The following is an 18,098-nucleotide window of genomic DNA, read 5'->3' as shown; positions in this document are numbered from 1 at the left end:
ATCATGTGTCCTGCATCAGGCTGTGTTGCGCATCGGATGTCCGGATCAACTCATCTGAACCGTGGCAGTGGCCGATCGACAGGCTTGAGCGAAGACAGCGTATTGCGGATCAGCGGCGTGTCCTTTTCGATGTCGTTCAGGCGATCACGAATTCTGAGGGCAGTCGGATGTCCGCCTTGATGGTCGACCCAATCGGCGATTTCCTTGCAAGCTGCGGCCAAGCGAACCTGGCGGGAATCGAGCAGAGTGAGCAGGGTGGTGATGGACTCTTTTTCGGACATGGGAAACACCTCCGTTGAAGACACCTGGCAGGGCAGTAAAAAGCCCGCGGGGAGCGAGCTTTCTACCGATGGGCGCTGGTCCTTCAGCTCTCTTCAGTATAGACCCGTAACAGGCCCGGCGAAGCTCATCAACCTTGCTGGGCCGTGATTTTTGATCGAGCGTTCAGCTGTCGGCAAACACGCCGCGCATCCTCTTCAAGATCGTAGCCGTCACCGATGAAACCGTTGGTGCGGCTATCGGCGATGCGGTACCAGACAGCGGAATCAGGTGGCGGGTGAGCGGTTTCTCCGGCCCGACGGCCGTGAATGATGATCTTGTTGCATCGCTTGACGACGAATATGTCTTCCATGGCTTCACCGCAGCTGATTCATGTACAGATCAACTATAGAAGTCATTTGTAATCGTGCAAAAAACAGGCAGGTCAATTCGTCGGTTCAGTAGCAAGTTTCTCCAACAGCATCGCCAGCCCGACTTCCTCGGCGCGCAGGCCCTTGCGCGTTCTCGGCCTTGGCAACTGGGCCAATGCGCCCAGTAAGAAACCGTCGAGCACACCGGGATGGATGTAGCACTTGCGACAGACTGCCGGGGTGTTGCCCAACTGTTTGGCGACGTTTTTTACCATCTCCACCATGTGCCGTTTGGCCTCGGATTCGGGTTGCCACTGCAACTTGCGCAATACCGCCAGTGCCAGCACGCTTCCGGCCCAGGTGCGGTAATCCTTGGCGGTGAAGTCGGCGCCGGTCAGGGTTTGCAGGTAAGCGTTGACGTCGGCGGAGGTGATGCTGTGTCGCTCGCCATTTTCATCGAGGTATTGAAAAAGGTTTTGCCCGGGGATTTCCTGGCACCGCTTGATGATCCGCGCCAGGCGACGGTCTTTCACGGTGATTTGATGTTCCACGCCACTCTTGCCGCGGAACTGGAACTGGATCGCACTGCCGTTGACCTCCACATGCCGGCTGCGCAAGGTGGTCAAACCGTAAGAACGGTTGTCCCGTGCGTATTGTGTATTGCCGACACGGATCAGCGTGGCATCGAGCAACGTGATGACGGTGGCCATGACTTTGTCGCGGCTGAAGCCGGGAGCGGCCAGTAAGGCTTCCAGTTGCTTGCGCAGTTTTGGCAATGCCTGGCCGAAATCTCTCAAACGCGAGTATTTGTCGGTGTCGCGCACCTCGCGCCAGCGCGGGTGATAGCGATATTGCTTGCGACCACGGGCGTCGCGCCCGGTGGCCTGCAAATGGCCGCGCGGGTCGGTGCAAATCCATACGTCGGTGTAGGCCGGTGGCACGGCGAGGGCATTGATGCGCCGGATTTCCTCCGGGTCGCTGATGCGTTGACCGGCCGGATCGAAGTAGCAGAATTTACCGCGCAGCTTCTTGCGGGTGATCCCGGGTTGAGTGTCATCGACGTAATGCAGGTCGGCAGGCAGCGCATCGGGCATGGCGATTGTCCTTGGCAGGTGAACATGGGCCGTTACAGCCATTGACCCCACGCCGATGCAGTCGTGCCGAGAAGTTATGCCAGCACGGCTACGGCCTTGATCTGTGCCCAGAGTTGCTGGCCCGGATGGATGTTCATCTGATCACGGGAGTACCGGGTGATCCGCGCCAGCAATGGCGTCCCCGCAGCGTCCAGCCGAATCAGTACATGGGCGGCATTGTCGGCATTCATTTCATTGACGACGGTGACCGGCAGGCGGTTGAGGATGCTGCTTTGCTCGACACCGTGCAGGCTGAGGCTGACATCCCGCGCCTGCACTTTGCAGCGCAATGCCTGGCCCGGGGTCATGGGCGTATGCGCTACGCGGATCGTCAGCGCCGAGTCGGGCAATTGCAGGGTCAGCAATTGGTAATCGGCGTCATAGCGGCTGACACGGCCTTCAATCATCACACCGGCGTCATTACCCATTGCCAGCGGCAAGTCCAGTCGCGCGAGCATCTGGCCGATAGGGCCGCTGGCCAATGCCTGGCCTTCGCTGAGCAATACGATGTGATCGGCCAGTTGCGCCACTTCATCCTGGGAGTGACTGACATACAGCACCGGAATGTCCAACTCATCGTGCAGCCGTTGCAGATAAGGCAGGATTTCGCTTTTGCGCTTGGCATCGAGCGCCGCCAGCGGTTCGTCCATCAGCAACAGTCTGGGGCTGGTGAGCAGGGCGCGGGCAATGCCCACACGTTGCCGTTCACCGCCCGACAGGTGTTGCGGATGACGATCCAGAAGGTGACCGATGCCCAACAGTTCAGTGGCATGAGCCATGTCGACCCGGCGCTGTTGTTTGGGGATGCGTTTAAGGCCGAATTCCAGGTTGGCCAACACGGACAGATGAGGGAACAGACTGGCTTCCTGAAACACGTAGCCCAGGGCGCGCTTGTGTGGCGCGACGAAGAGGTTGTTTGCGCTGTCCTGCCAGACTTCATCGTTGACCTGGACAAACCCCTGATCAGCCCGCTCCAGCCCTGCGATGCAGCGCAGGCACGTGGTCTTGCCCGAACCGGAATGGCCATAAAGCGCCGTAACGCCGCGGCCGGGCAGCTGCAAATCGAGATCAAGGGCAAATCCCGAGTAATTCAACTTCAGGCGCGTGTGAATCATCGGTCAGCTCCATCCCGCTTTGGTTTTACGGCTGGAGTACAGCACCAGCAAGACCGCAAAAGAGAACACCAGCATCGCCCCGGAGAGCCAATGGGCCTGGGCGTATTCCATGGCTTCGACGTGGTCATAGATCTGCACCGAAACCACGCGGGTCTTGTCGGGAATGTTGCCGCCGATCATCAGCACCACGCCAAACTCACCCACGGTATGGGCAAAGCCAAGGATCGCAGCGGTGATGAAGCCGGGGCGGGCCAGCGGCAGCGTTACGCTGAAGAAGGTGTCCCAGGGATTGGCGCGCAAAGTCGCCGCCACCTCCAGCGGTCGAGTGCCGATGGCGGAGAACGCGTTCTGCAAGGGCTGAACCACAAACGGCATCGAATACAGCACCGAGCCGATCACCAGCCCGGCGAAACTGAACGTCAGGGTGCCGAGCCCCAGTGACTGGGTGAACTGGCCGACAAACCCGTGGGGGCCGAGCGCGAGCAGCAGGTAAAAACCAATCACCGTGGGCGGCAGCACCAGGGGCAGGGCGACGATCGCCCCGACCGGGCCGCGCAACCAGGATTGGGTTCGCGACAGCCATAACGCCAACGGAGTGCCGATGATCAACAGGATGACGGTCGTCAGGGACGCCAGTTTCAGGGTCAGCCAGATGGCGGAAAAATCGGCACTCGTCAGGGTCATTTAGCGTTGGTAACCGTAGGACTTGATGACAGCCGCGGCTTTCGGCCCCTTGAGGTAGTCAACCAGTGCCTTGGCGGCCGGGTTGTCCTTGCCCTTGTTGAGGATGACCGCGTCTTGTTTGATCGGGTCGTGCAGTTCAGCCGGAACGATCCACGCCGAACCGTGGGTGACTTTGCCGTCTTTGTAGATCTGCGACAAGGCAACGAAGCCCAGTTCGGCGTTGCCGGTGGATACGAACTGGAAGGCCTGGGTGATGTTCTGGCCTTCGACGATCTTGTCCTTGACCTTGTCGGTCAGGCCCTGTTTGGCCAAAACCTGCGTGGCGGCGAGGCCATAAGGCGCAGCTTTGGGGTTGGCGATGGACAGGTGCTGATACGCGTTGTTTTTCAGCACATCACCCTGGGCATCGACATAACCGTCTTTGGCCGACCAAAGTGCCAGGGTACCGATGGCGTAGGTGAAGCGCGAGCCCTTGACCGTGTCACCTTCTTTCTCGAGTTTTTCCGGGGTGGTGTCGTCCGCCGAAAGGAACACTTCGAACGGTGCGCCGTTTTTGATCTGCGTATAGAACTGGCCTGTTGCACCGAACGAGGTCACCAGTGTGTGGCCGGTGTCTTTCTCGAAGTCCGCTGCAATCGCCTGAATAGGTGCGCTGAAGTTAGCAGCCACCGCGACCTGGACTTCATTCGCTTGGGCAACGCCAGCAGCGAATGCGGCGAGCAAAGTGGCCAGGCAAGCAGGGGCTAACCGTGGGGTACCAATGGTCATGAAGCGGCTCCGTTACAGGCGAATGATTCGAGGGTGACTCGCTATATACGCGAATATATAGCGAAACGCCTGCAAACGGAACGCCGTGGATAAGAACCCTGATCAGGCTAGCGGTGCAGCAGTTTTGCCAGGCCCTCTTCGGCCAAGCGCCGGGTCAATTCTGCGCTGGTCAATTCCACGCCCAAGGTGAACGCCTGCCCGGCCCAGAGATTGCTGAAGTCGGCTTCGCCTTTGGCGCGCAACGGCATCAGTGCACCGCCGGCCAAAGGAAAGGCCGGAGCCTTGGCATTCATTGGCCCAAGTTCGTGCATGACCCGGTTGAATATCCCTCGCGCCGCACGTCCGGTAAAAATGTTGGTCAGGGCCGTTTCGCTTTCCTTGGCGGTGCGCAAGGCCTTGTGATGGGAGGCACTGACCTTGGCTTCCGGTGTAAACAGATACGCCGTGCCCACTTGCACCGCTGAAGCTCCCAGCATGAAAGCCGCCGCAACACCTCGCGCATCGGCAATGCCACCCGCGGCGATCACCGGGACCTTCACGGCATCGACAACCTGCGGCACCAGGGCAAAAGTGCCCACCTGGCTGCTGAGGTCATCGCTGAGAAACATCCCGCGATGGCCACCGGCTTCGTAGCCCATGGCAATGATTGCGTCACAACCATGCTGTTCCAGCCAAACGGCTTCTTCGACAGTGGTGGCCGATGACAGCACTTTGGCTCCGGTAGCTTTTACGCGATCGAGCAGGGATTGTTCCGGCAGGCCAAAGTGAAAACTCACCACTTCAGGGCGGAACGCTTCGATCACTTCGCAGGCAGCGGCATCGAACGGCGCGCGATTGGATACGGGTGTCGGCGCATCGAAATCGACACCCAGCTCGCGGTAATAAGGTTGCAACAGGTTTTTCCAGTCTTGCGCGCGTTGCTCGTCGACGGGTGGCGGTTGATGGCAGAAAAAGTTGACGTTGATCGGACGCTGGCACTGTAGCCGGATGGTCTTCAATTCATCGCGCAACTGATCGACAGTCAGCATGGCTGCTGGCATTGAACCGAGGCCGCCGGCGTTGCTCGCGGCGATGACCATCGAAGAGTGGGTGGCACCGGCCATGGGCGCCTGAATGATCGGCAGTTCGATCCCGAGCAAGTCAAGAATGCGGGTGTCTGGCCATTGACTCATTTTGATGTCCTCCGACGTTCAGCCCGGGCAGGGCAGCAGAAAAGATTTGTAGCAGCAATGCTTGAGTCAAGGCTAGCGATGTTTGCTGATGGGAGCGCCGCAGGTCATGGCCAACCCCCTGTTTGGCTATTTGGCTTAAAGTCGAGTACGGGGATTTTTTGCGATGTGGTATCTAAATCACACCACAATGGGGTGATCTCACCAGGAGGCAGTCATGTTCCAAGGTATTTTGATCGACAAAGACGAAAGCGGTTACCGGGCCACACTGCAACAGATCAATGACGATCAACTGCCCGAGGGCGATGTAACGGTGCGCGTGGCGTACAGCACGTTGAACTTCAAGGACGGCCTTGCGATCACTGGCAGCAGCCCGGTGGTGCGAAAATTCCCCATGGTGCCCGGGATCGATCTGGCGGGAACCGTCGAAGTCAGTGGGCATCCGGACTACAAGGCCGGCGACAAAGTCCTGCTCAATGGCTGGGGTGTCGGTGAAGGGCATTGGGGCGGTCTGGCCCAGAAAGCCCGCTTGAATGGTGATTGGTTGATACCGCTGCCAGCGGCATTCACTGCTGCTCAGGCAATGGCCATCGGCACGGCGGGTTACACGGCGATGCTGTGCATCCTGGCGCTTGAGCACAACGGCGTAACGCCCGAGCAAGGTGAAATCCTGGTCACGGGTGCCAATGGCGGCGTCGGCAGCTTTGCCATCGCGCTACTGAGCCGCTTGGGTTATCGAGTGGTCGCGTCCACTGGGCGCACGTCCGAGCACGACTATCTAAAACAATTGGGCGCCAGTGAAATCATTGACCGCGCGACATTGTCGGAGCCGGGCAAGCCTCTGGCGAAGGAGCGTTGGGCGGGCGTGATCGACTCGGTCGGCAGCCACACCCTTGCCAATGCCTGCGCCAGCACCAAGGCCAATGGCACGGTGGCCGCATGCGGGCTGGCGCAAGGCATGGATTTCCCGGCATCGGTTGCGCCATTCATTTTGCGCGGCGTGACCCTGGCGGGTATCAACAGCGTGACGCAACCCAAGGCCAAGCGTGTGGAAGCCTGGCGCCGTCTGGCCCAGGATCTGGACTTCAATCTGTTGCCACTGATCAGCCACGAGATCGCATTGAGCGAAGCAATAGACGCGGCGCCGCGTTTATTGGCCGGACAGTTGCGCGGTCGGGTTGTCGTGGATGTGAATCGCTGAGGCGTTCGCCTGGAAAAGCTGTCGCAACCTGCGGCAGCGCCTGCACAGATCTACTGCGATTCGCGCTCCAACAACTGCCGTTTGCGCTCCACGCCCCAACGATATCCCGAAAGATTGCCATCGCTGCGCACCACGCGATGGCAAGGGATCGCCACTGCCAGGCTGTTAGCGCCACAGGCTTGCGCTACCGCGCGAACCGCTTTTGGCGCGCCGATGCACTGGGCAATCTCGGCGTAGCTGGCGGTGCTGCCGACTGGAATGTCCCGCAAGGCCTGCCAGACGCGCTCCTGAAATGCTGTGCCGCGCACGTCCAGCGGCAAGTCGAGGCCAAGCGCCGGCGTCTCGATGAAGCCGACAACCTGGGCAATCAGGCGCTCGAAGTCCTGGTCGGCGCCAATCAGATTGGCCCGGCGAAACTTGTCCTGCAGATCGCACACCAGCTGATGCGGATCATCGCCCAGCAGAATCGCGCAAACCCCGCGCTCGCTTTGCGCCACCAGAATCGCCCCAAGTGAACACTGACCGACGGCAAAGCGAATGTCGTTGTTGTGACCCGCTGCGCGGTACTCGGCGGGTTTCATGCCCAGAAGCTGATCGGCTGCCTCGTAGAAACGACTGTTGGAATTGAAGCCCGCGTCGTACAACGCCTCGGTCACAGAATTGCCATCCGCCAGGCGCTCGCGCACGCGGCGGGAGCGATGGGCAGCGGCGTAGCCTTTTGGGGTCAGGCCGGTGACGGCCTTGAAGACCCGGTGGAAGTGAAAGCTGCTCAGGCCGGCGACGTCTGCCAGTTCGCCGAGGGCCAGCAGCGTCTCGGCGTTTTCAATCTGTCGGCACGCAGCGGCCACGGTGGCGGCGTGCTGCGCGGCGATGTCGCTTTGATCCTTGGCAGCGCGTTTGCTTGGTCTGTAACCCGCTGCTTGAGCGAGCTCGGGGGTATCGAAGAATTCCACATTCTGCGGTTTTGGCAGGCGTGCCAGGCTGCTGGGATTGCAGTAGATGCCGGTGGTTTTCACCGCGTAGACAAACTGCCCGTCGGCTTGCGGGTCACGCGCTACCACCGCGGCCCAGCGAGGATCGTTTTCGGTGGAGATTTTTTTCGATTGGCTTGTCATGGTTGGATGTCCGTTGACCCGTTTCCTGCAGGTTAACCACGCGTCCGTGTCGTCACACTCCGCTGCTTGCGGTCAAATTCCAAGGCTTCAGCCCGCGGTACGAAAGGTGAAGTTGATCCGTTGTTCACCCAGGCGCGGATGATGTCCTGGCTTGATAGGCAGTACGCCGTGATAACGCAAGCGATCGACACCGCCCCACACCACGATGTCACCGTGCAGCAGCGGCACTCTTCGGCTCTTGTCGCTGCGTTCAAAACCGCCGAACAGGAACATGGCGGGCAAGCCCAGGGAAACCGAAACGATGGGCGCAGCGTAGGAGCTTTCGTTTTTGTCCTGATGCAAAGACATCTTCGACCCAGGAATATAACGATTAATCAGGCAGGAATCCGGGACGAATTCGGCAAACCCTGCTTCTCGCGCCGCCGCCTGCGCCAACTGAAAAAACACCTCAGGCATGGCGGGCCAGGGGTGCCCGGTCTGCGGATCGATTCGGCTATAGCGGTAACCGCTGCGGTCAGTGGTCCAGCCAAGCGTGCCGCAACTGCTCAGGGCAACTGACATGGTAAAGCCGCCAGGCGTGACCATCTGCCGGAACGGCGCTGCCGCCAGCACCGATTCCAGTGCGGGCAGCAACCGATCCAGCCAGGGCAAGGCAAAACCTCGCAGCACGCAGGACTGTTCGCCGATCTGTTCGCAGCGGGGCGCCTGTTGAGGCTCCGCGTCAGCGAACAAATCAAGAAGGGGTGGTTTCATGGCATTCATAACGCATCGTGAAAGATGATGTTACAACGCTTTACTGACACTGATTTCGCTGATGACGTCTTCGGTTTGGCCATGAATAGCATCCAGCGCCGCCTTGGCTTCTGCCTCGCTGCCATTTTCCAGTTGGGCAAACTCGAAACGACGTTCGCCGTTGAGCTTGTACTTGATGACGTATTTGGTCGTTTGAGCCACGGTCATACCTGTCTATGTGCGTAGTGAAGCGCCACTCAGCTCAATTTCGTGCTGGAGCGGCGGATGATCTTGATCGAATGGGTCAGGGTCGGTTTACGGGTCACGCTGATCGCCCGGCGGTTGACGGTGTCGATGGTGATGTTCCAGAAACCGGTGCTCGGCGCGGTGATGCGGGCCGGGAACGTATCGAACGCGCCGCCGTGGTAAGTGTGACGGCCGCCATTCTTGAAGCTGCGGAAGTTGGCGTCGTTCATCAAACGGATGTTGCACATCTGCGAACATTGAATGACGACGATGTCGTCTTCGTTGAGGTGCTCGCGTTGGTGAATGAATTTCATGGGCGCCTCCAGAAGGGCTTTTACTACAAAATCAAAACGATACAAGGCAATGCGCGCAGTTTATCAGCCCTGACACCTGAAAATCCGGCCGCCGGGCTGCGCTTTGGCAATTAAAAACAGTTATTTCACATTCGATGAGTGATAAATGCACCCGGCTTCGGAGAAAAACCGTATCGGTGCTGTCGGAGGGTCTTTATCGGAGATTTCGTATGAAGTGGGGTGCGTGGGTCCTGCCATTGGTCTTGGCAATGAGTGGTTGTGCAAGCGTCTCGGACATCAACGAAACGTTGCCCACCATGAGTGTGATTTCAGGCAAGAAACCTCATGAATACGCGCAATGCCTGGGCGAAAAGCTCGCCGACAGTCGCGGCGCCTTGCAAGTCGAATCGCAGAAAGACGGGGTGCGGGTAATCGTTCCGCAGAAGCTTTCATCAGGTCCGGCGGCCGTTTTCGATATCGAAGAACGTTCCGGTGGCAGCAGTATCAAGCTGCATGAACGTATTTCCAATGTGCCGTTACGCCCTTGGGATGTGCGCAATGCCGCCACAGCCTGCATTTCTGGCTGATAAACTGTCGACCCTACACATCGATGCCGCCAAAGCGACGCTTTGGCGGCATTTGTCATTTCTGGAGTCGGGCATGAAGCGAGAGCGGGTACGGGAGCGGCACGCAGAGGGGCATATCTGTGCCACCCATGTGATTCAGAATCCGGCCGATCCGGGGGAATGGATCGTGTTTTTCAAGAAAAGCGCCGGGCGCAGTTTTTTCCTGGTGGATGACAACGACGAAGTCGAGTCCTTCAGCAGTCTCGACGATCTGATCGAGACCGTGCGTGGCCTCGGGATCAAATTCGCCGAAATCCATATATAAGGCGGGCAAGCTGCCTTATTTGCAGACCACCACGACATTACGGTTCTTGTAGTTACCGACATCGACGCCCAGGGTTTTATCGCTCTCCGCTGGCGCCGGGCTGCCGTCAGTGCCAACGATGCGGTAACCGGTGCCGGCACAGGATGCATCGGCCTTTTCGTAACAGGTCGCCCAGGAGTTCGCTTCTCCTGAGCAATCAATCGCCAAGCCTTGCTCACCGTTATTCAGGTAGGTGGTTTCGGATGTTGCACAGCCACCGAGGGCCAATACCGCAATCAGCGGCAAAAATTTAGTCATGTCGTAGTCGTCGTCAGGAGGGGTAGGCAAATGCTGTGACAGCGCCAGTTGCAAAAGGTTATAGCCAAAGGCCACTTCTTCTACAAAAAGCACAAAAAAGCCCTGCGCAATGGCAGGGCTGCGGGCGTGTCAGGCCTCGATCAATTCTTGTCCTTGCCGCGGCGCTTGGGTTCCGGGTGTTCAAGTTCCAGCACCGATGCCACTTCGATTGCCAGGGCTTCGGTTGGGAAAGGCCCGGCAATATTCTCGCCGTTGACGCTGGCGACCCACCATTGGCCGTCTTTCGCCTTGTTGATCAAGAATCCGTTGACGCTTTTTGCTGCCGACATCTATCTGCCTCGTTGGCTGGTTCAATCGCGCCATGATAGCGCTAAACGCACCTGACGGGTGCCAATGGGTGTAGGGTGGTGCGTTTGTTGACAATTGATAACCGTGCAAGTCTGCCGGTCTCTGCTATCAATAAGAGGCGACGCAGCGATCTGCGCGGATCCGTGCGGAACTATCCGCTCGAATATTTCTCTATGTTGACATCGGTTAGCCAGCGCGGGGCATTGTAAGGTGCACGCCGCCTGATTAGACTGCGCCGAAACTCGTACACACAGCCCTTTCAAGGACTTATATGATCAAGAAATGCTTGTTCCCAGCAGCCGGTTACGGTACTCGCTTCCTGCCAGCGACTAAAGCCATGCCCAAAGAAATGCTGCCGGTGGTAAACAAGCCACTGATCCAGTACGGCGTCGAAGAAGCACTGGATGCCGGTTTGACCGAAATCTCCATCGTCACCGGTCGTGGCAAGCGCGCTCTTGAAGACCATTTCGACATCAGCTACGAGCTGGAAAACCAGATTAAGGGCACCGACAAGGAGAAATACCTGGTCGGCATCCGCAAGCTGCTCGACAACTGCTCGTTCTCCTACACCCGTCAGACCGAAATGAAAGGCCTGGGTCACGCGATCCTCACCGGTCGCCCACTGATCGGCGACGAACCTTTCGCGGTCGTGCTGGCGGACGACTTGTGCGTCAACCTTGAAGGCGACGGCGTACTGACCCAGATGGTCAAGCTATACAAGCAGTTCCGCTGCTCGATCGTGGCCATCCAGGAAGTCGATCCGCAAGAGACCAACAAGTACGGCGTCATCGCCGGCGAGATGATCCGCGACGACATCTACCGTGTGCACAGCATGGTCGAAAAACCAAAGCCTGAAGACGCGCCGTCGAACCTGGCCATCATCGGTCGCTACATCCTGACCCCGGACATCTTCGACCTGATCGAACAGACCGAGCCAGGCAAAGGCGGCGAAATCCAGATCACCGACGCCCTGATGAAGCAAGCCCAGAACGGCTGCGTAATGGCCTACAAGTTCAAAGGCAAGCGCTTCGACTGCGGCGGCGCCGAAGGCTACATCGACGCGACCAACTTCTGCTTCGAGAACTTCTACAAGACGGGTAAGGCTTACTAAAAGCTTTTGACCCGACTGTATTGAAAAGCCACCTTCGGGTGGCTTTTTCATTTTCCGCCCCAATAACGTTCGCAACGCTTGCCCAACACACGTCCGCAGGTATGCTGATCACCTGCCGAGGAGATAGACAATGGCCTACGATTTTGATCTTTATGTGATTGGCGCCGGTTCCGGCGGTGTGCGGGCTGCGCGGTTTGCGGCGGGTTTTGGGGCGAAGGTGGGCGTGGCCGAGAGCCGTTACCTGGGCGGCACTTGTGTGAACGTCGGCTGCGTGCCGAAAAAGCTGCTGGTTTATGGCGCGCACTTTGCCGAAGATTTTGAGCAGGCGTCGGGTTTTGGCTGGACGCTGGACGAAGCGCAGTTCGATTGGTCGACGCTGATCGCCAACAAGGACCGCGAGATCAATCGCCTCAATGGTATCTACCGCAACCTGCTGGTCAACAGTGGTGTGACGCTGCATGAAGGCCACGCGAAGATCGTCGATCCGCATCAGATCGAGGTCAATGGCGAGCGTTTCACCGCGAAGAATATCCTGATCGCCACTGGCGGCTGGCCGCAGATCCCGGACATTCCGGGGCATGAACACGCGATCAGTTCCAACCAGGCGTTTTTCCTCAAAGAACTGCCCCAGCGTGTGCTGGTGGTAGGCGGTGGTTACATTGCGGTCGAATTTGCCGGGATTTTCCATGGCCTCGGTGCGCAAACCACGCTGCTGTATCGCGGTGAACTGTTCCTGCGTGGCTTTGACGGTTCCGTGCGCAAGCATTTGCAGGAAGAGCTGACCAAGCGCGGCATGGACCTGCAGTTCAACGCCGACATCGAACGCATCGACAAGCAGGCTGATGGCAGCCTGAAAGTCACGCTCAAGGACGGTCGTCAGCTGGAAGCCGATTGCGTGTTTTACGCCACGGGTCGCCGGCCGATGCTGGACAATCTCGGATTGGAGAACACCGCGGTCAAGCTCGACAAGAAAGGCTTTGTCGAGGTGGATGAGCAGTATCAGACCTCCGAGCCGTCGATCCTGGCGCTGGGTGATGTGATTGGTCGGGTGCAACTGACACCTGTGGCGTTGGCCGAAGGCATGGCGGTGGCGCGCCGTTTGTTCAAGCCTGAGCAATATCGCCCAGTGGATTACAAGATGATCCCGACGGCGGTGTTCAGCTTGCCGAACATTGGCACCGTCGGCTTGACCGAAGAAGAGGCGCGCGACGCCGGGCATGACGTCGTGATCTACGAAAGCCGCTTCCGCCCAATGAAGCTGACTTTGACCGAATGCCAGGAGCGCACGCTGATGAAACTGGTGGTGGACGGCAAGTCCGACAAGGTGCTGGGTTGTCACATGGTCGGGCCAGACGCCGGTGAAATCGTTCAGGGCCTGGCGATTGCCTTGAAGGCAGGCGCTACCAAGCGCCACTTCGACGAAACCATCGGCGTGCACCCGACGGCCGCCGAAGAGTTCGTCACCATGCGTACGCCGGTCGCCGGTTAATCGTCTTTGGCTGCGTCTGCCGCCGCTGCTGCTGCAGCGGCCAGACGTACGCTTTCTTCCAGCGCTGCCTGGGTTTTCGTCAGTTCAATTTCCAGTGCTTTGTTGATGTGCGATTGCTCATCGATGTTCTGTTTTTGCGCCTGACTTTCCAACAGGGCAACGCGCAGGCGTTCCTGGAGGAGGGTGCGTTCGGCGTCGACACGGGTGGCCTGTTCCAGTAGCTGGTCCTGACGGTTATTGCTTTGCTTGAGTTGATCCTGCAACAGGCTCAGCTCACGCAACGTTCCGCGGTTCTCCGTGAGCAATCGTTCGTTGTCACGGTGCAACTGCGTGATTTCGTCCTGGCGCACCAGCGCATTTTGCTGCGCTTGGCGCAACTCCATCTGCAACTGTTGCACCTGACTTTCATGACGGCTGAGTTCCTGTTCGCGCTGCTCCTTGACGGCATTGCGGTAGTGCTCAAGAGCATCGCGGGCATGCAGGTGCTTTTCTTCCAGCGAGCGGATTTGCTCGTCTTTGTCTTGCAAGCGTAATTCGAAATCCGCCAGCGCCTGGTTCAATCCGGCGTTGCGGGTCTGTTCGGCCTGCAGCGTAGCCAGGGTTTCTTGCAGGGATTCGTGTTCTTGAGTCAGCGCCAGGCTCTGGATTTCATACTGCTCGTGGAGTTCGTTGTTGGTTTCCTGCGCTTCTGTCAGCTGGGCTTCAAGCGCTTTGCGCTGCTGCTCGAACTGCTCGCGGGCCTGATCAATCGGCTCTTGCGCCTGTTCTTTCAGGCGTTGCGCCAGTCGCGAAACCAAGGCCAGCAGTTCATCGTCGATCGGTTCGGCAGGTTCGGCTTCTACGCGCTGAGCGCCGTCGTCCAGTTCCTTGAGATAGCGATGAATGGTGGTTTTGGAGCCGGTATTGCCCATTTCGATCCGCACTGCATCGATGCTCGGGTTCTCACCGCGGGCAAGAATGGCCAAACGGGCCGCTTGCACGACCGCCTTATTTACACCGCCACGGGCCATGACTACTCCTACAATTTCGTAATGTGGTACGTACTACCTGAATACACATTGTACCATTCAATCATAGAAGTTAAATACAAAGCGTTATTGACACGGGATATACTGGTATTACCCCATGTGATACAGCAAAAGCCGTGAATTTTCCCGCTGAAACGGTACGTTTTCGAGATCTGCGCCATGACTGAACTGGACCGCTACCTGCAAGCCGCCACCCGCGACAACACCCGTCGCAGTTATCGCGCGGCAATCGAGCACTTCGAAGTCAGTTGGGGCGGGTTTCTGCCGGCCACCAGCGACAGCGTTGCGCGCTACCTGGTTGCCCATGCAGGCGTGTTGTCGATCAATACGCTCAAGTTGCGTTTGTCGGCGCTGGCGCAATGGCACAACAGCCAGGGTTTTGCCGATCCGACCAAGGCGCCCGTGGTGCGCAAGGTGTTCAAAGGGATTCGTGCGTTGCACCCCGCGCAAGAGAAACAGGCGCAGCCGTTGCAGCTTCAGCATCTGGAGCAAGTGATTGGCTGGCTCGAACAGGAGGCGGCAACCGCCAGGGCACAGGGCGATCGCCCCGGTTTGCTGCGGGCAAAGCGCGACAGCGCGCTGATTCTGCTGGGCTTCTGGCGTGGTTTTCGCAGCGACGAGTTGTGCCGCGTACAGATTGAACATGTACAGGCCATCGCCAACTCGGGCATCACGTTGTACCTGCCGCGCAGCAAGAGTGATCGGGAAAATCTCGGCAAGACTTACCAGACACCGGCGCTGCAACGCCTGTGTCCGGTGCAGGCCTACATCGACTGGATCACCGAAGCTGCGCTGGTGCGCGGGCCGGTTTTCCGTGGCATTGATCGCTGGGGGCATTTGAGTGAGGAGGGGCTTCACGCCAACAGCGTGATCCCATTGCTGCGACAAGCGCTGGAGCGCGCGGGGATTGCCGCCGAGCTCTACACCAGTCACTCGTTACGCCGCGGCTTTGCGTCCTGGGCGCATCAGGCCGGCTGGGATCTGAAATCGTTGATGAGTTACGTCGGCTGGAAGGACATGAAGTCGGCCATGCGCTATATCGAAGCCAGCCCGTTTCTCGGCATGGCGCGCCTGCCTGAAAAAGCGCTGGTTCCCTGAGCCAAGCGCAAGCGCGCCCTCACTGCAATTCCCCAGATACCGTTTTCTTCTATTAATACTGTTGGCTAATAGCCAAAGCCAATCAGCAGCATCAGGTTTGCCAATGAGCCAACCGTCCGTCGAGTGGGTAAAGTTCTCCCCATCAACTTCTTAACCCCTGACGGAGAGTCAACGATGCCTATCATCAACAGCCAAGTTAAACCATTCAAAGCTGACGCATTCAAAAACGGCGACTTCGTAAAAGTCTCGGACGCTGACCTGAAAGGCAAGTGGTCTGTAGTTTTCTTCTACCCAGCAGACTTCACCTTCGTTTGCCCAACCGAGCTGGAAGACCTGGCTGACAACTACGATGCCTTCCAGAAGCTGGGCGTCGAAATCTACAGCGTTTCCACCGACACCCATTTTGCCCACGCTGCCTGGCACAACACTTCGCCAGCCATTGGCAAAATCCAGTACACCATGATCGGCGACCCGACCCACGCGATCTCCCGCAACTTCGACGTGCTGATCGAAGAAGCTGGTCTGGCTGACCGTGGCACCTTCGTGATCAACCCTGAAGGCCAGATCAAAATCGTTGAACTGAACGACGGCGGTGTAGGCCGTGACGCCTCCGAGCTGCTGCGCAAGATCAAGGCTGCTCAGTACGTCGCTGCTCACCCAGGCCAGGTTTGCCCAGCCAAGTGGAAAGAAGGCGAGGCCACTCTGGCTCCGTCCCTGGACCTGGTCGGCAAGATCTAAGTCAGTGACGCGCTTCATCAGGGCGGACTTCCGCACCTTCTAAGCAAGCTGCACCGCCCACTAAAAACGCCCGGGCGAGATTCGCTCGGGCGTTTTTTTATGCACCAAATTCAAGGAAATCGCCCGTATGTTGGACACCAATCTTAAAGCCCAGTTGAAATCGTACCTGGAACGGGTCACCCAGCCGATCGAGATCGTTGCATCCCTCGACGACGGTGCGAAATCCCAGGAAATGCTTGAATTGCTGAAGGACGTTGCCAGTCTTTCCAGCCAGATTACTTTGCTCGACAACGGTGACGATGCACGCAAGCCATCGTTCTCGATCAATCGCCCGGGTGCCGACGTCAGCCTGCGCTTCGCCGGCATCCCCATGGGTCACGAATTCACGTCGCTGGTGTTGGCTCTGCTGCAGGTTGGCGGTCATCCGTCGAAGGCCAGCGCTGAAGTCATTGAACAGATCCGTTCGCTCAAAGGTGAGTTCAACTTCGAGACTTACTTCTCGCTGTCCTGCCAGAACTGCCCCGACGTAGTCCAGGCATTGAATCTGATGGCCGTACTCAACCCGAACATCCGCCACGTCGCTATCGACGGTGCGCTGTTCCAGGCTGAAGTCGATGAGCGTCAGATCATGGCGGTGCCGAGCATCTACCTCAATGGTGTGAACTTCGGCCAGGGCCGCATGGGCCTGGAGGAAATCCTCGCCAAGATCGACACCAGCGGCATCGAGCGTCAGGCTGAAAAGATCAGCGCCAAAGACGCGTTTGACGTGCTGGTGGTCGGCGGTGGCCCGGCCGGTGCCTCGGCAGCGATTTATGCCGCGCGTAAAGGCATTCGTACCGGTGTGGCGGCCGAACGTTTCGGTGGACAGGTGCTGGACACCATGGCCATCGAGAACTTCATCTCGGTGCAGGAAACCGAAGGGCCGAAACTGGCCGTAGCGCTGGAAGAACACGTTAAACAGTACGATGTGGACATCATGAACCTGCAGCGTGCCGACAAACTGGTGCCTGGCAAAGAGGGTGAGCTGCACGAAGTTCACTTCGCCAGCGGTGCGAAACTCAAAGCCAAGACCGTGATCCTGGCGACGGGTGCGCGGTGGCGTGAAATGAACGTCCCCGGCGAGCAGCAGTACCGCAACAAGGGCGTGGCGTACTGCCCGCATTGCGACGGTCCGCTGTTCAAAGGCAAGCGCGTTGCAGTGATTGGCGGCGGTAACTCCGGCGTCGAAGCGGCCATTGACCTGGCCGGTATCGTCTCCCACGTCACGCTGCTGGAGTTCGACGTACAACTGCGCGCCGATGCGGTACTGCAGCGCAAGTTGCACAGCCTGCCCAACGTCACCGTGATTACCAGTGCGCAAACCACTGAAGTGACTGGCGATGGACAGAAGGTCAACGGCTTGCGTTACAAGGATCGTCAGAGTGACGAACTGCGTACCGTTGAGCTGGAAGGGATCTTCGTGCAGATCGGCCTGTTGCCGAACACCGATTGGCTCAAGGGCACCATCGAGCTGTCGCCGCGCGGCGAGATCATCGTCGATGCCCGTGGTGAAACGTCAATCCCTGGCGTGTTTGCCGCCGGTGACGTAACGACCGTGCCTTACAAGCAGATCGTGATTGCGGTGGGCGAGGGCGCCAAGGCTTCCCTGAGCGCATTTGATCACTTGATCCGAACTTCAGCCCCGGCGTAAACCGGGACGCTGAAAATACAAAACCCCATGAGTGATCATGGGGTTTTTGTTTTTCTTTACATGATCGTTCCCACGCTCTGCGTGGGAATGCAGCCCAGGACGCTCCGCGTCCCCAAAAGCGTGACGCAGAGCGTCACAGGAGGCGTTACCACGCAGAGCGTGGGAACGATCAGTGGCAGCAAACTTTTTTACAGCGGTGCCGGCGGAATGATCTCGACCCAGTAAGTGATGAACGCCAGGCTCTTCATGCGGCCATCGGGTCGAACGCTTACATGATCGTTCCCACGCTCTGCGTGGGAATGCAGCCCAGGACGCTCCGCGTC

The 18,098-nt window shown here is 58.4% G+C and carries 22 protein-coding genes and 1 pseudogene; 8 read left to right on the top strand and 15 right to left on the bottom strand.

Going from position 1 to position 18,098, the window contains the following annotated elements; all coding sequences use genetic code 11:
* Positions 1-50: 50 nt before the first annotated feature.
* The 7 genes from D8U73_RS00215 to D8U73_RS00185 form a co-directional block, all read right to left on the bottom strand.
* The gene (locus D8U73_RS00215; RefSeq protein WP_056852777.1) at positions 51-281 is read right to left on the bottom strand and encodes a hypothetical protein; all 231 of its coding nucleotides are present in this window, start codon (positions 279-281) and stop codon (positions 51-53) included.
* Positions 282-409: 128 nt separating this feature from the next.
* Positions 410-631: a hypothetical protein gene (locus D8U73_RS00210; protein ID WP_056852776.1), complete on the bottom strand. Its 222-nt coding sequence runs from the start codon at positions 629-631 to the stop codon at positions 410-412.
* A 72-nt stretch (positions 632-703) separates the two neighbouring features.
* On the bottom strand, positions 704-1,741 hold the full coding sequence (locus D8U73_RS00205; protein WP_056852907.1) for a DNA topoisomerase IB: 1,038 nt from the start codon (positions 1,739-1,741) through the stop codon (positions 704-706).
* A gap of 56 nt (positions 1,742-1,797) precedes the next feature.
* Positions 1,798-2,877, bottom strand: a complete 1,080-nt coding sequence (gene modC / locus D8U73_RS00200) for a molybdenum ABC transporter ATP-binding protein (protein WP_056852775.1) — start codon at positions 2,875-2,877, stop codon at positions 1,798-1,800.
* Positions 2,878-2,880: 3 nt separating this feature from the next.
* Positions 2,881-3,561, bottom strand: a complete 681-nt coding sequence (modB, locus tag D8U73_RS00195; protein WP_130903403.1) for a molybdate ABC transporter permease subunit — start codon at positions 3,559-3,561, stop codon at positions 2,881-2,883.
* Complete coding sequence (modA, locus tag D8U73_RS00190; protein ID WP_130903402.1) at positions 3,562-4,329, bottom strand: molybdate ABC transporter substrate-binding protein; 768 nt, start codon at positions 4,327-4,329, stop codon at positions 3,562-3,564.
* 107 nt (positions 4,330-4,436) lie between these two features.
* Positions 4,437-5,501: a nitronate monooxygenase family protein gene (locus D8U73_RS00185; protein ID WP_130903401.1), complete on the bottom strand. Its 1,065-nt coding sequence runs from the start codon at positions 5,499-5,501 to the stop codon at positions 4,437-4,439.
* A gap of 214 nt (positions 5,502-5,715) precedes the next feature.
* On the opposite strand from D8U73_RS00185, the gene D8U73_RS00180 reads away from it, so the two are divergent.
* Positions 5,716-6,699 carry an MDR family oxidoreductase gene (locus tag D8U73_RS00180; RefSeq protein ID WP_130903400.1) on the top strand — a complete coding sequence of 328 codons (984 nt, stop codon included), beginning with the start codon at positions 5,716-5,718 and terminating at the stop codon, positions 6,697-6,699.
* Positions 6,700-6,749: 50 nt separating this feature from the next.
* Here the strand turns inward: D8U73_RS00180 and ada are convergent, their stop codons facing one another.
* The 4 genes from ada to D8U73_RS00165 all read right to left on the bottom strand — a co-directional run bounded on the left by ada (position 6,750) and on the right by D8U73_RS00165 (position 9,106).
* Complete coding sequence (gene ada / locus D8U73_RS00175; protein ID WP_130903399.1) at positions 6,750-7,814, bottom strand: bifunctional DNA-binding transcriptional regulator/O6-methylguanine-DNA methyltransferase Ada; 1,065 nt, start codon at positions 7,812-7,814, stop codon at positions 6,750-6,752.
* Positions 7,815-7,901: 87 nt separating this feature from the next.
* Entirely contained in the window at positions 7,902-8,567 is a 666-nt protein-coding gene (alkB, locus tag D8U73_RS00170; RefSeq protein ID WP_130903398.1) for a DNA oxidative demethylase AlkB, read from the bottom strand.
* 30 nt (positions 8,568-8,597) lie between these two features.
* The gene (locus D8U73_RS29105) at positions 8,598-8,768 is read right to left on the bottom strand and encodes a hypothetical protein (RefSeq protein WP_162250568.1); all 171 of its coding nucleotides are present in this window, start codon (positions 8,766-8,768) and stop codon (positions 8,598-8,600) included.
* A gap of 35 nt (positions 8,769-8,803) precedes the next feature.
* The gene (locus tag D8U73_RS00165) at positions 8,804-9,106 is read right to left on the bottom strand and encodes a DUF1883 domain-containing protein (RefSeq protein WP_007912251.1); all 303 of its coding nucleotides are present in this window, start codon (positions 9,104-9,106) and stop codon (positions 8,804-8,806) included.
* 209 nt (positions 9,107-9,315) lie between these two features.
* Between D8U73_RS00165 and D8U73_RS00160 the strand changes: the two genes are divergently transcribed.
* Both D8U73_RS00160 and D8U73_RS00155 read left to right on the top strand, forming a co-directional pair.
* A complete protein-coding gene (locus D8U73_RS00160; RefSeq protein ID WP_056852769.1) occupies positions 9,316-9,672 on the top strand; it encodes a hypothetical protein in 357 nt (118 codons plus the stop codon).
* Between the two features lie 73 nt (positions 9,673-9,745).
* A complete protein-coding gene (locus D8U73_RS00155; protein WP_056852768.1) occupies positions 9,746-9,976 on the top strand; it encodes a hypothetical protein in 231 nt (76 codons plus the stop codon).
* A gap of 15 nt (positions 9,977-9,991) precedes the next feature.
* Here D8U73_RS00155 and D8U73_RS00150 read toward each other — a convergent pair whose 3' ends face one another.
* Complete coding sequence (locus D8U73_RS00150) at positions 9,992-10,273, bottom strand: hypothetical protein (RefSeq protein ID WP_056852905.1); 282 nt, start codon at positions 10,271-10,273, stop codon at positions 9,992-9,994.
* Positions 10,274-10,413: 140 nt separating this feature from the next.
* Positions 10,414-10,602, bottom strand: coding sequence for a hypothetical protein (locus D8U73_RS00145; protein WP_056852767.1), 189 nt, complete (start codon positions 10,600-10,602; stop codon positions 10,414-10,416).
* Positions 10,603-10,892: 290 nt separating this feature from the next.
* Between D8U73_RS00145 and galU the strand changes: the two genes are divergently transcribed.
* Together galU and gorA are read left to right on the top strand one after the other, a co-directional pair.
* Complete coding sequence (gene galU, locus D8U73_RS00140; protein WP_008065368.1) at positions 10,893-11,732, top strand: UTP--glucose-1-phosphate uridylyltransferase GalU; 840 nt, start codon at positions 10,893-10,895, stop codon at positions 11,730-11,732.
* A 130-nt stretch (positions 11,733-11,862) separates the two neighbouring features.
* On the top strand, positions 11,863-13,221 hold the full coding sequence (gene gorA / locus D8U73_RS00135) for a glutathione-disulfide reductase (RefSeq protein ID WP_130903397.1): 1,359 nt from the start codon (positions 11,863-11,865) through the stop codon (positions 13,219-13,221).
* Here gorA and D8U73_RS00130 read toward each other — a convergent pair.
* The gene (locus D8U73_RS00130) at positions 13,218-14,231 is read right to left on the bottom strand and encodes a DNA-binding protein (RefSeq protein WP_130903396.1); all 1,014 of its coding nucleotides are present in this window, start codon (positions 14,229-14,231) and stop codon (positions 13,218-13,220) included. The two genes, gorA and D8U73_RS00130, sit on opposite strands and share 4 nt — an antisense overlap.
* 177 nt (positions 14,232-14,408) lie before the next feature.
* Between D8U73_RS00130 and D8U73_RS00125 the strand changes: the two genes are divergently transcribed.
* From D8U73_RS00125 to ahpF, 3 genes are all read left to right on the top strand, one after another.
* The gene (locus D8U73_RS00125; RefSeq protein ID WP_130903395.1) at positions 14,409-15,347 is read left to right on the top strand and encodes a site-specific integrase; all 939 of its coding nucleotides are present in this window, start codon (positions 14,409-14,411) and stop codon (positions 15,345-15,347) included.
* A 174-nt stretch (positions 15,348-15,521) separates the two neighbouring features.
* Entirely contained in the window at positions 15,522-16,085 is a 564-nt protein-coding gene (ahpC, locus tag D8U73_RS00120) for an alkyl hydroperoxide reductase subunit C (RefSeq protein ID WP_007975937.1), read from the top strand.
* A 127-nt stretch (positions 16,086-16,212) separates the two neighbouring features.
* Positions 16,213-17,775, top strand: a complete 1,563-nt coding sequence (ahpF, locus tag D8U73_RS00115; protein ID WP_130903394.1) for an alkyl hydroperoxide reductase subunit F — start codon at positions 16,213-16,215, stop codon at positions 17,773-17,775.
* A gap of 188 nt (positions 17,776-17,963) precedes the next feature.
* Here ahpF and D8U73_RS00110 read toward each other — a convergent pair.
* A pseudogene (locus D8U73_RS00110) lies at positions 17,964-18,032 on the bottom strand (lactoylglutathione lyase); the annotation flags it as partial.
* Between the last annotated feature and the right edge of the window lie 66 nt (positions 18,033-18,098).

It is taken from the genome of Pseudomonas sp. Sample_22 (genome assembly GCF_004307635.1).
In the GTDB taxonomy this organism is placed as follows: domain Bacteria; phylum Pseudomonadota; class Gammaproteobacteria; order Pseudomonadales; family Pseudomonadaceae; genus Aquipseudomonas.
The sequence above is the reverse complement of the archived record's forward strand: the minus strand, read 5'-3'. Positions and strand labels throughout refer to the sequence as shown.

What these genes read in the sequence shown, in the direction of transcription:
- D8U73_RS00215 (WP_056852777.1), bottom strand. Translation starts at nt 281, where the DNA reads ATGTCCGAAAAAGAGTCCATCACCACCCTGCTCACTCTGCTCGATTCC.
- D8U73_RS00210 (WP_056852776.1), bottom strand. Translation starts at nt 631, where the DNA reads ATGGAAGACATATTCGTCGTCAAGCGATGCAACAAGATCATCATTCAC.
- modC (WP_056852775.1), bottom strand. Translation starts at nt 2,877, where the DNA reads ATGATTCACACGCGCCTGAAGTTGAATTACTCGGGATTTGCCCTTGAT.
- modB (WP_130903403.1), bottom strand. Translation starts at nt 3,561, where the DNA reads ATGACCCTGACGAGTGCCGATTTTTCCGCCATCTGGCTGACCCTGAAA.
- modA (WP_130903402.1), bottom strand. Translation starts at nt 4,329, where the DNA reads ATGACCATTGGTACCCCACGGTTAGCCCCTGCTTGCCTGGCCACTTTG.
- D8U73_RS00185 (WP_130903401.1), bottom strand. Translation starts at nt 5,501, where the DNA reads ATGAGTCAATGGCCAGACACCCGCATTCTTGACTTGCTCGGGATCGAA.
- D8U73_RS00180 (WP_130903400.1), top strand. Translation starts at nt 5,716, where the DNA reads ATGTTCCAAGGTATTTTGATCGACAAAGACGAAAGCGGTTACCGGGCC.
- ada (WP_130903399.1), bottom strand. Translation starts at nt 7,814, where the DNA reads ATGACAAGCCAATCGAAAAAAATCTCCACCGAAAACGATCCTCGCTGG.
- alkB (WP_130903398.1), bottom strand. Translation starts at nt 8,567, where the DNA reads ATGAAACCACCCCTTCTTGATTTGTTCGCTGACGCGGAGCCTCAACAG.
- D8U73_RS00165 (WP_007912251.1), bottom strand. Translation starts at nt 9,106, where the DNA reads ATGAAATTCATTCACCAACGCGAGCACCTCAACGAAGACGACATCGTC.
- D8U73_RS00160 (WP_056852769.1), top strand. Translation starts at nt 9,316, where the DNA reads ATGAAGTGGGGTGCGTGGGTCCTGCCATTGGTCTTGGCAATGAGTGGT.
- D8U73_RS00155 (WP_056852768.1), top strand. Translation starts at nt 9,746, where the DNA reads ATGAAGCGAGAGCGGGTACGGGAGCGGCACGCAGAGGGGCATATCTGT.
- D8U73_RS00150 (WP_056852905.1), bottom strand. Translation starts at nt 10,273, where the DNA reads ATGACTAAATTTTTGCCGCTGATTGCGGTATTGGCCCTCGGTGGCTGT.
- D8U73_RS00145 (WP_056852767.1), bottom strand. Translation starts at nt 10,602, where the DNA reads ATGTCGGCAGCAAAAAGCGTCAACGGATTCTTGATCAACAAGGCGAAA.
- galU (WP_008065368.1), top strand. Translation starts at nt 10,893, where the DNA reads ATGATCAAGAAATGCTTGTTCCCAGCAGCCGGTTACGGTACTCGCTTC.
- gorA (WP_130903397.1), top strand. Translation starts at nt 11,863, where the DNA reads ATGGCCTACGATTTTGATCTTTATGTGATTGGCGCCGGTTCCGGCGGT.
- D8U73_RS00130 (WP_130903396.1), bottom strand. Translation starts at nt 14,231, where the DNA reads ATGGCCCGTGGCGGTGTAAATAAGGCGGTCGTGCAAGCGGCCCGTTTG.
- D8U73_RS00125 (WP_130903395.1), top strand. Translation starts at nt 14,409, where the DNA reads ATGACTGAACTGGACCGCTACCTGCAAGCCGCCACCCGCGACAACACC.
- ahpC (WP_007975937.1), top strand. Translation starts at nt 15,522, where the DNA reads ATGCCTATCATCAACAGCCAAGTTAAACCATTCAAAGCTGACGCATTC.
- ahpF (WP_130903394.1), top strand. Translation starts at nt 16,213, where the DNA reads ATGTTGGACACCAATCTTAAAGCCCAGTTGAAATCGTACCTGGAACGG.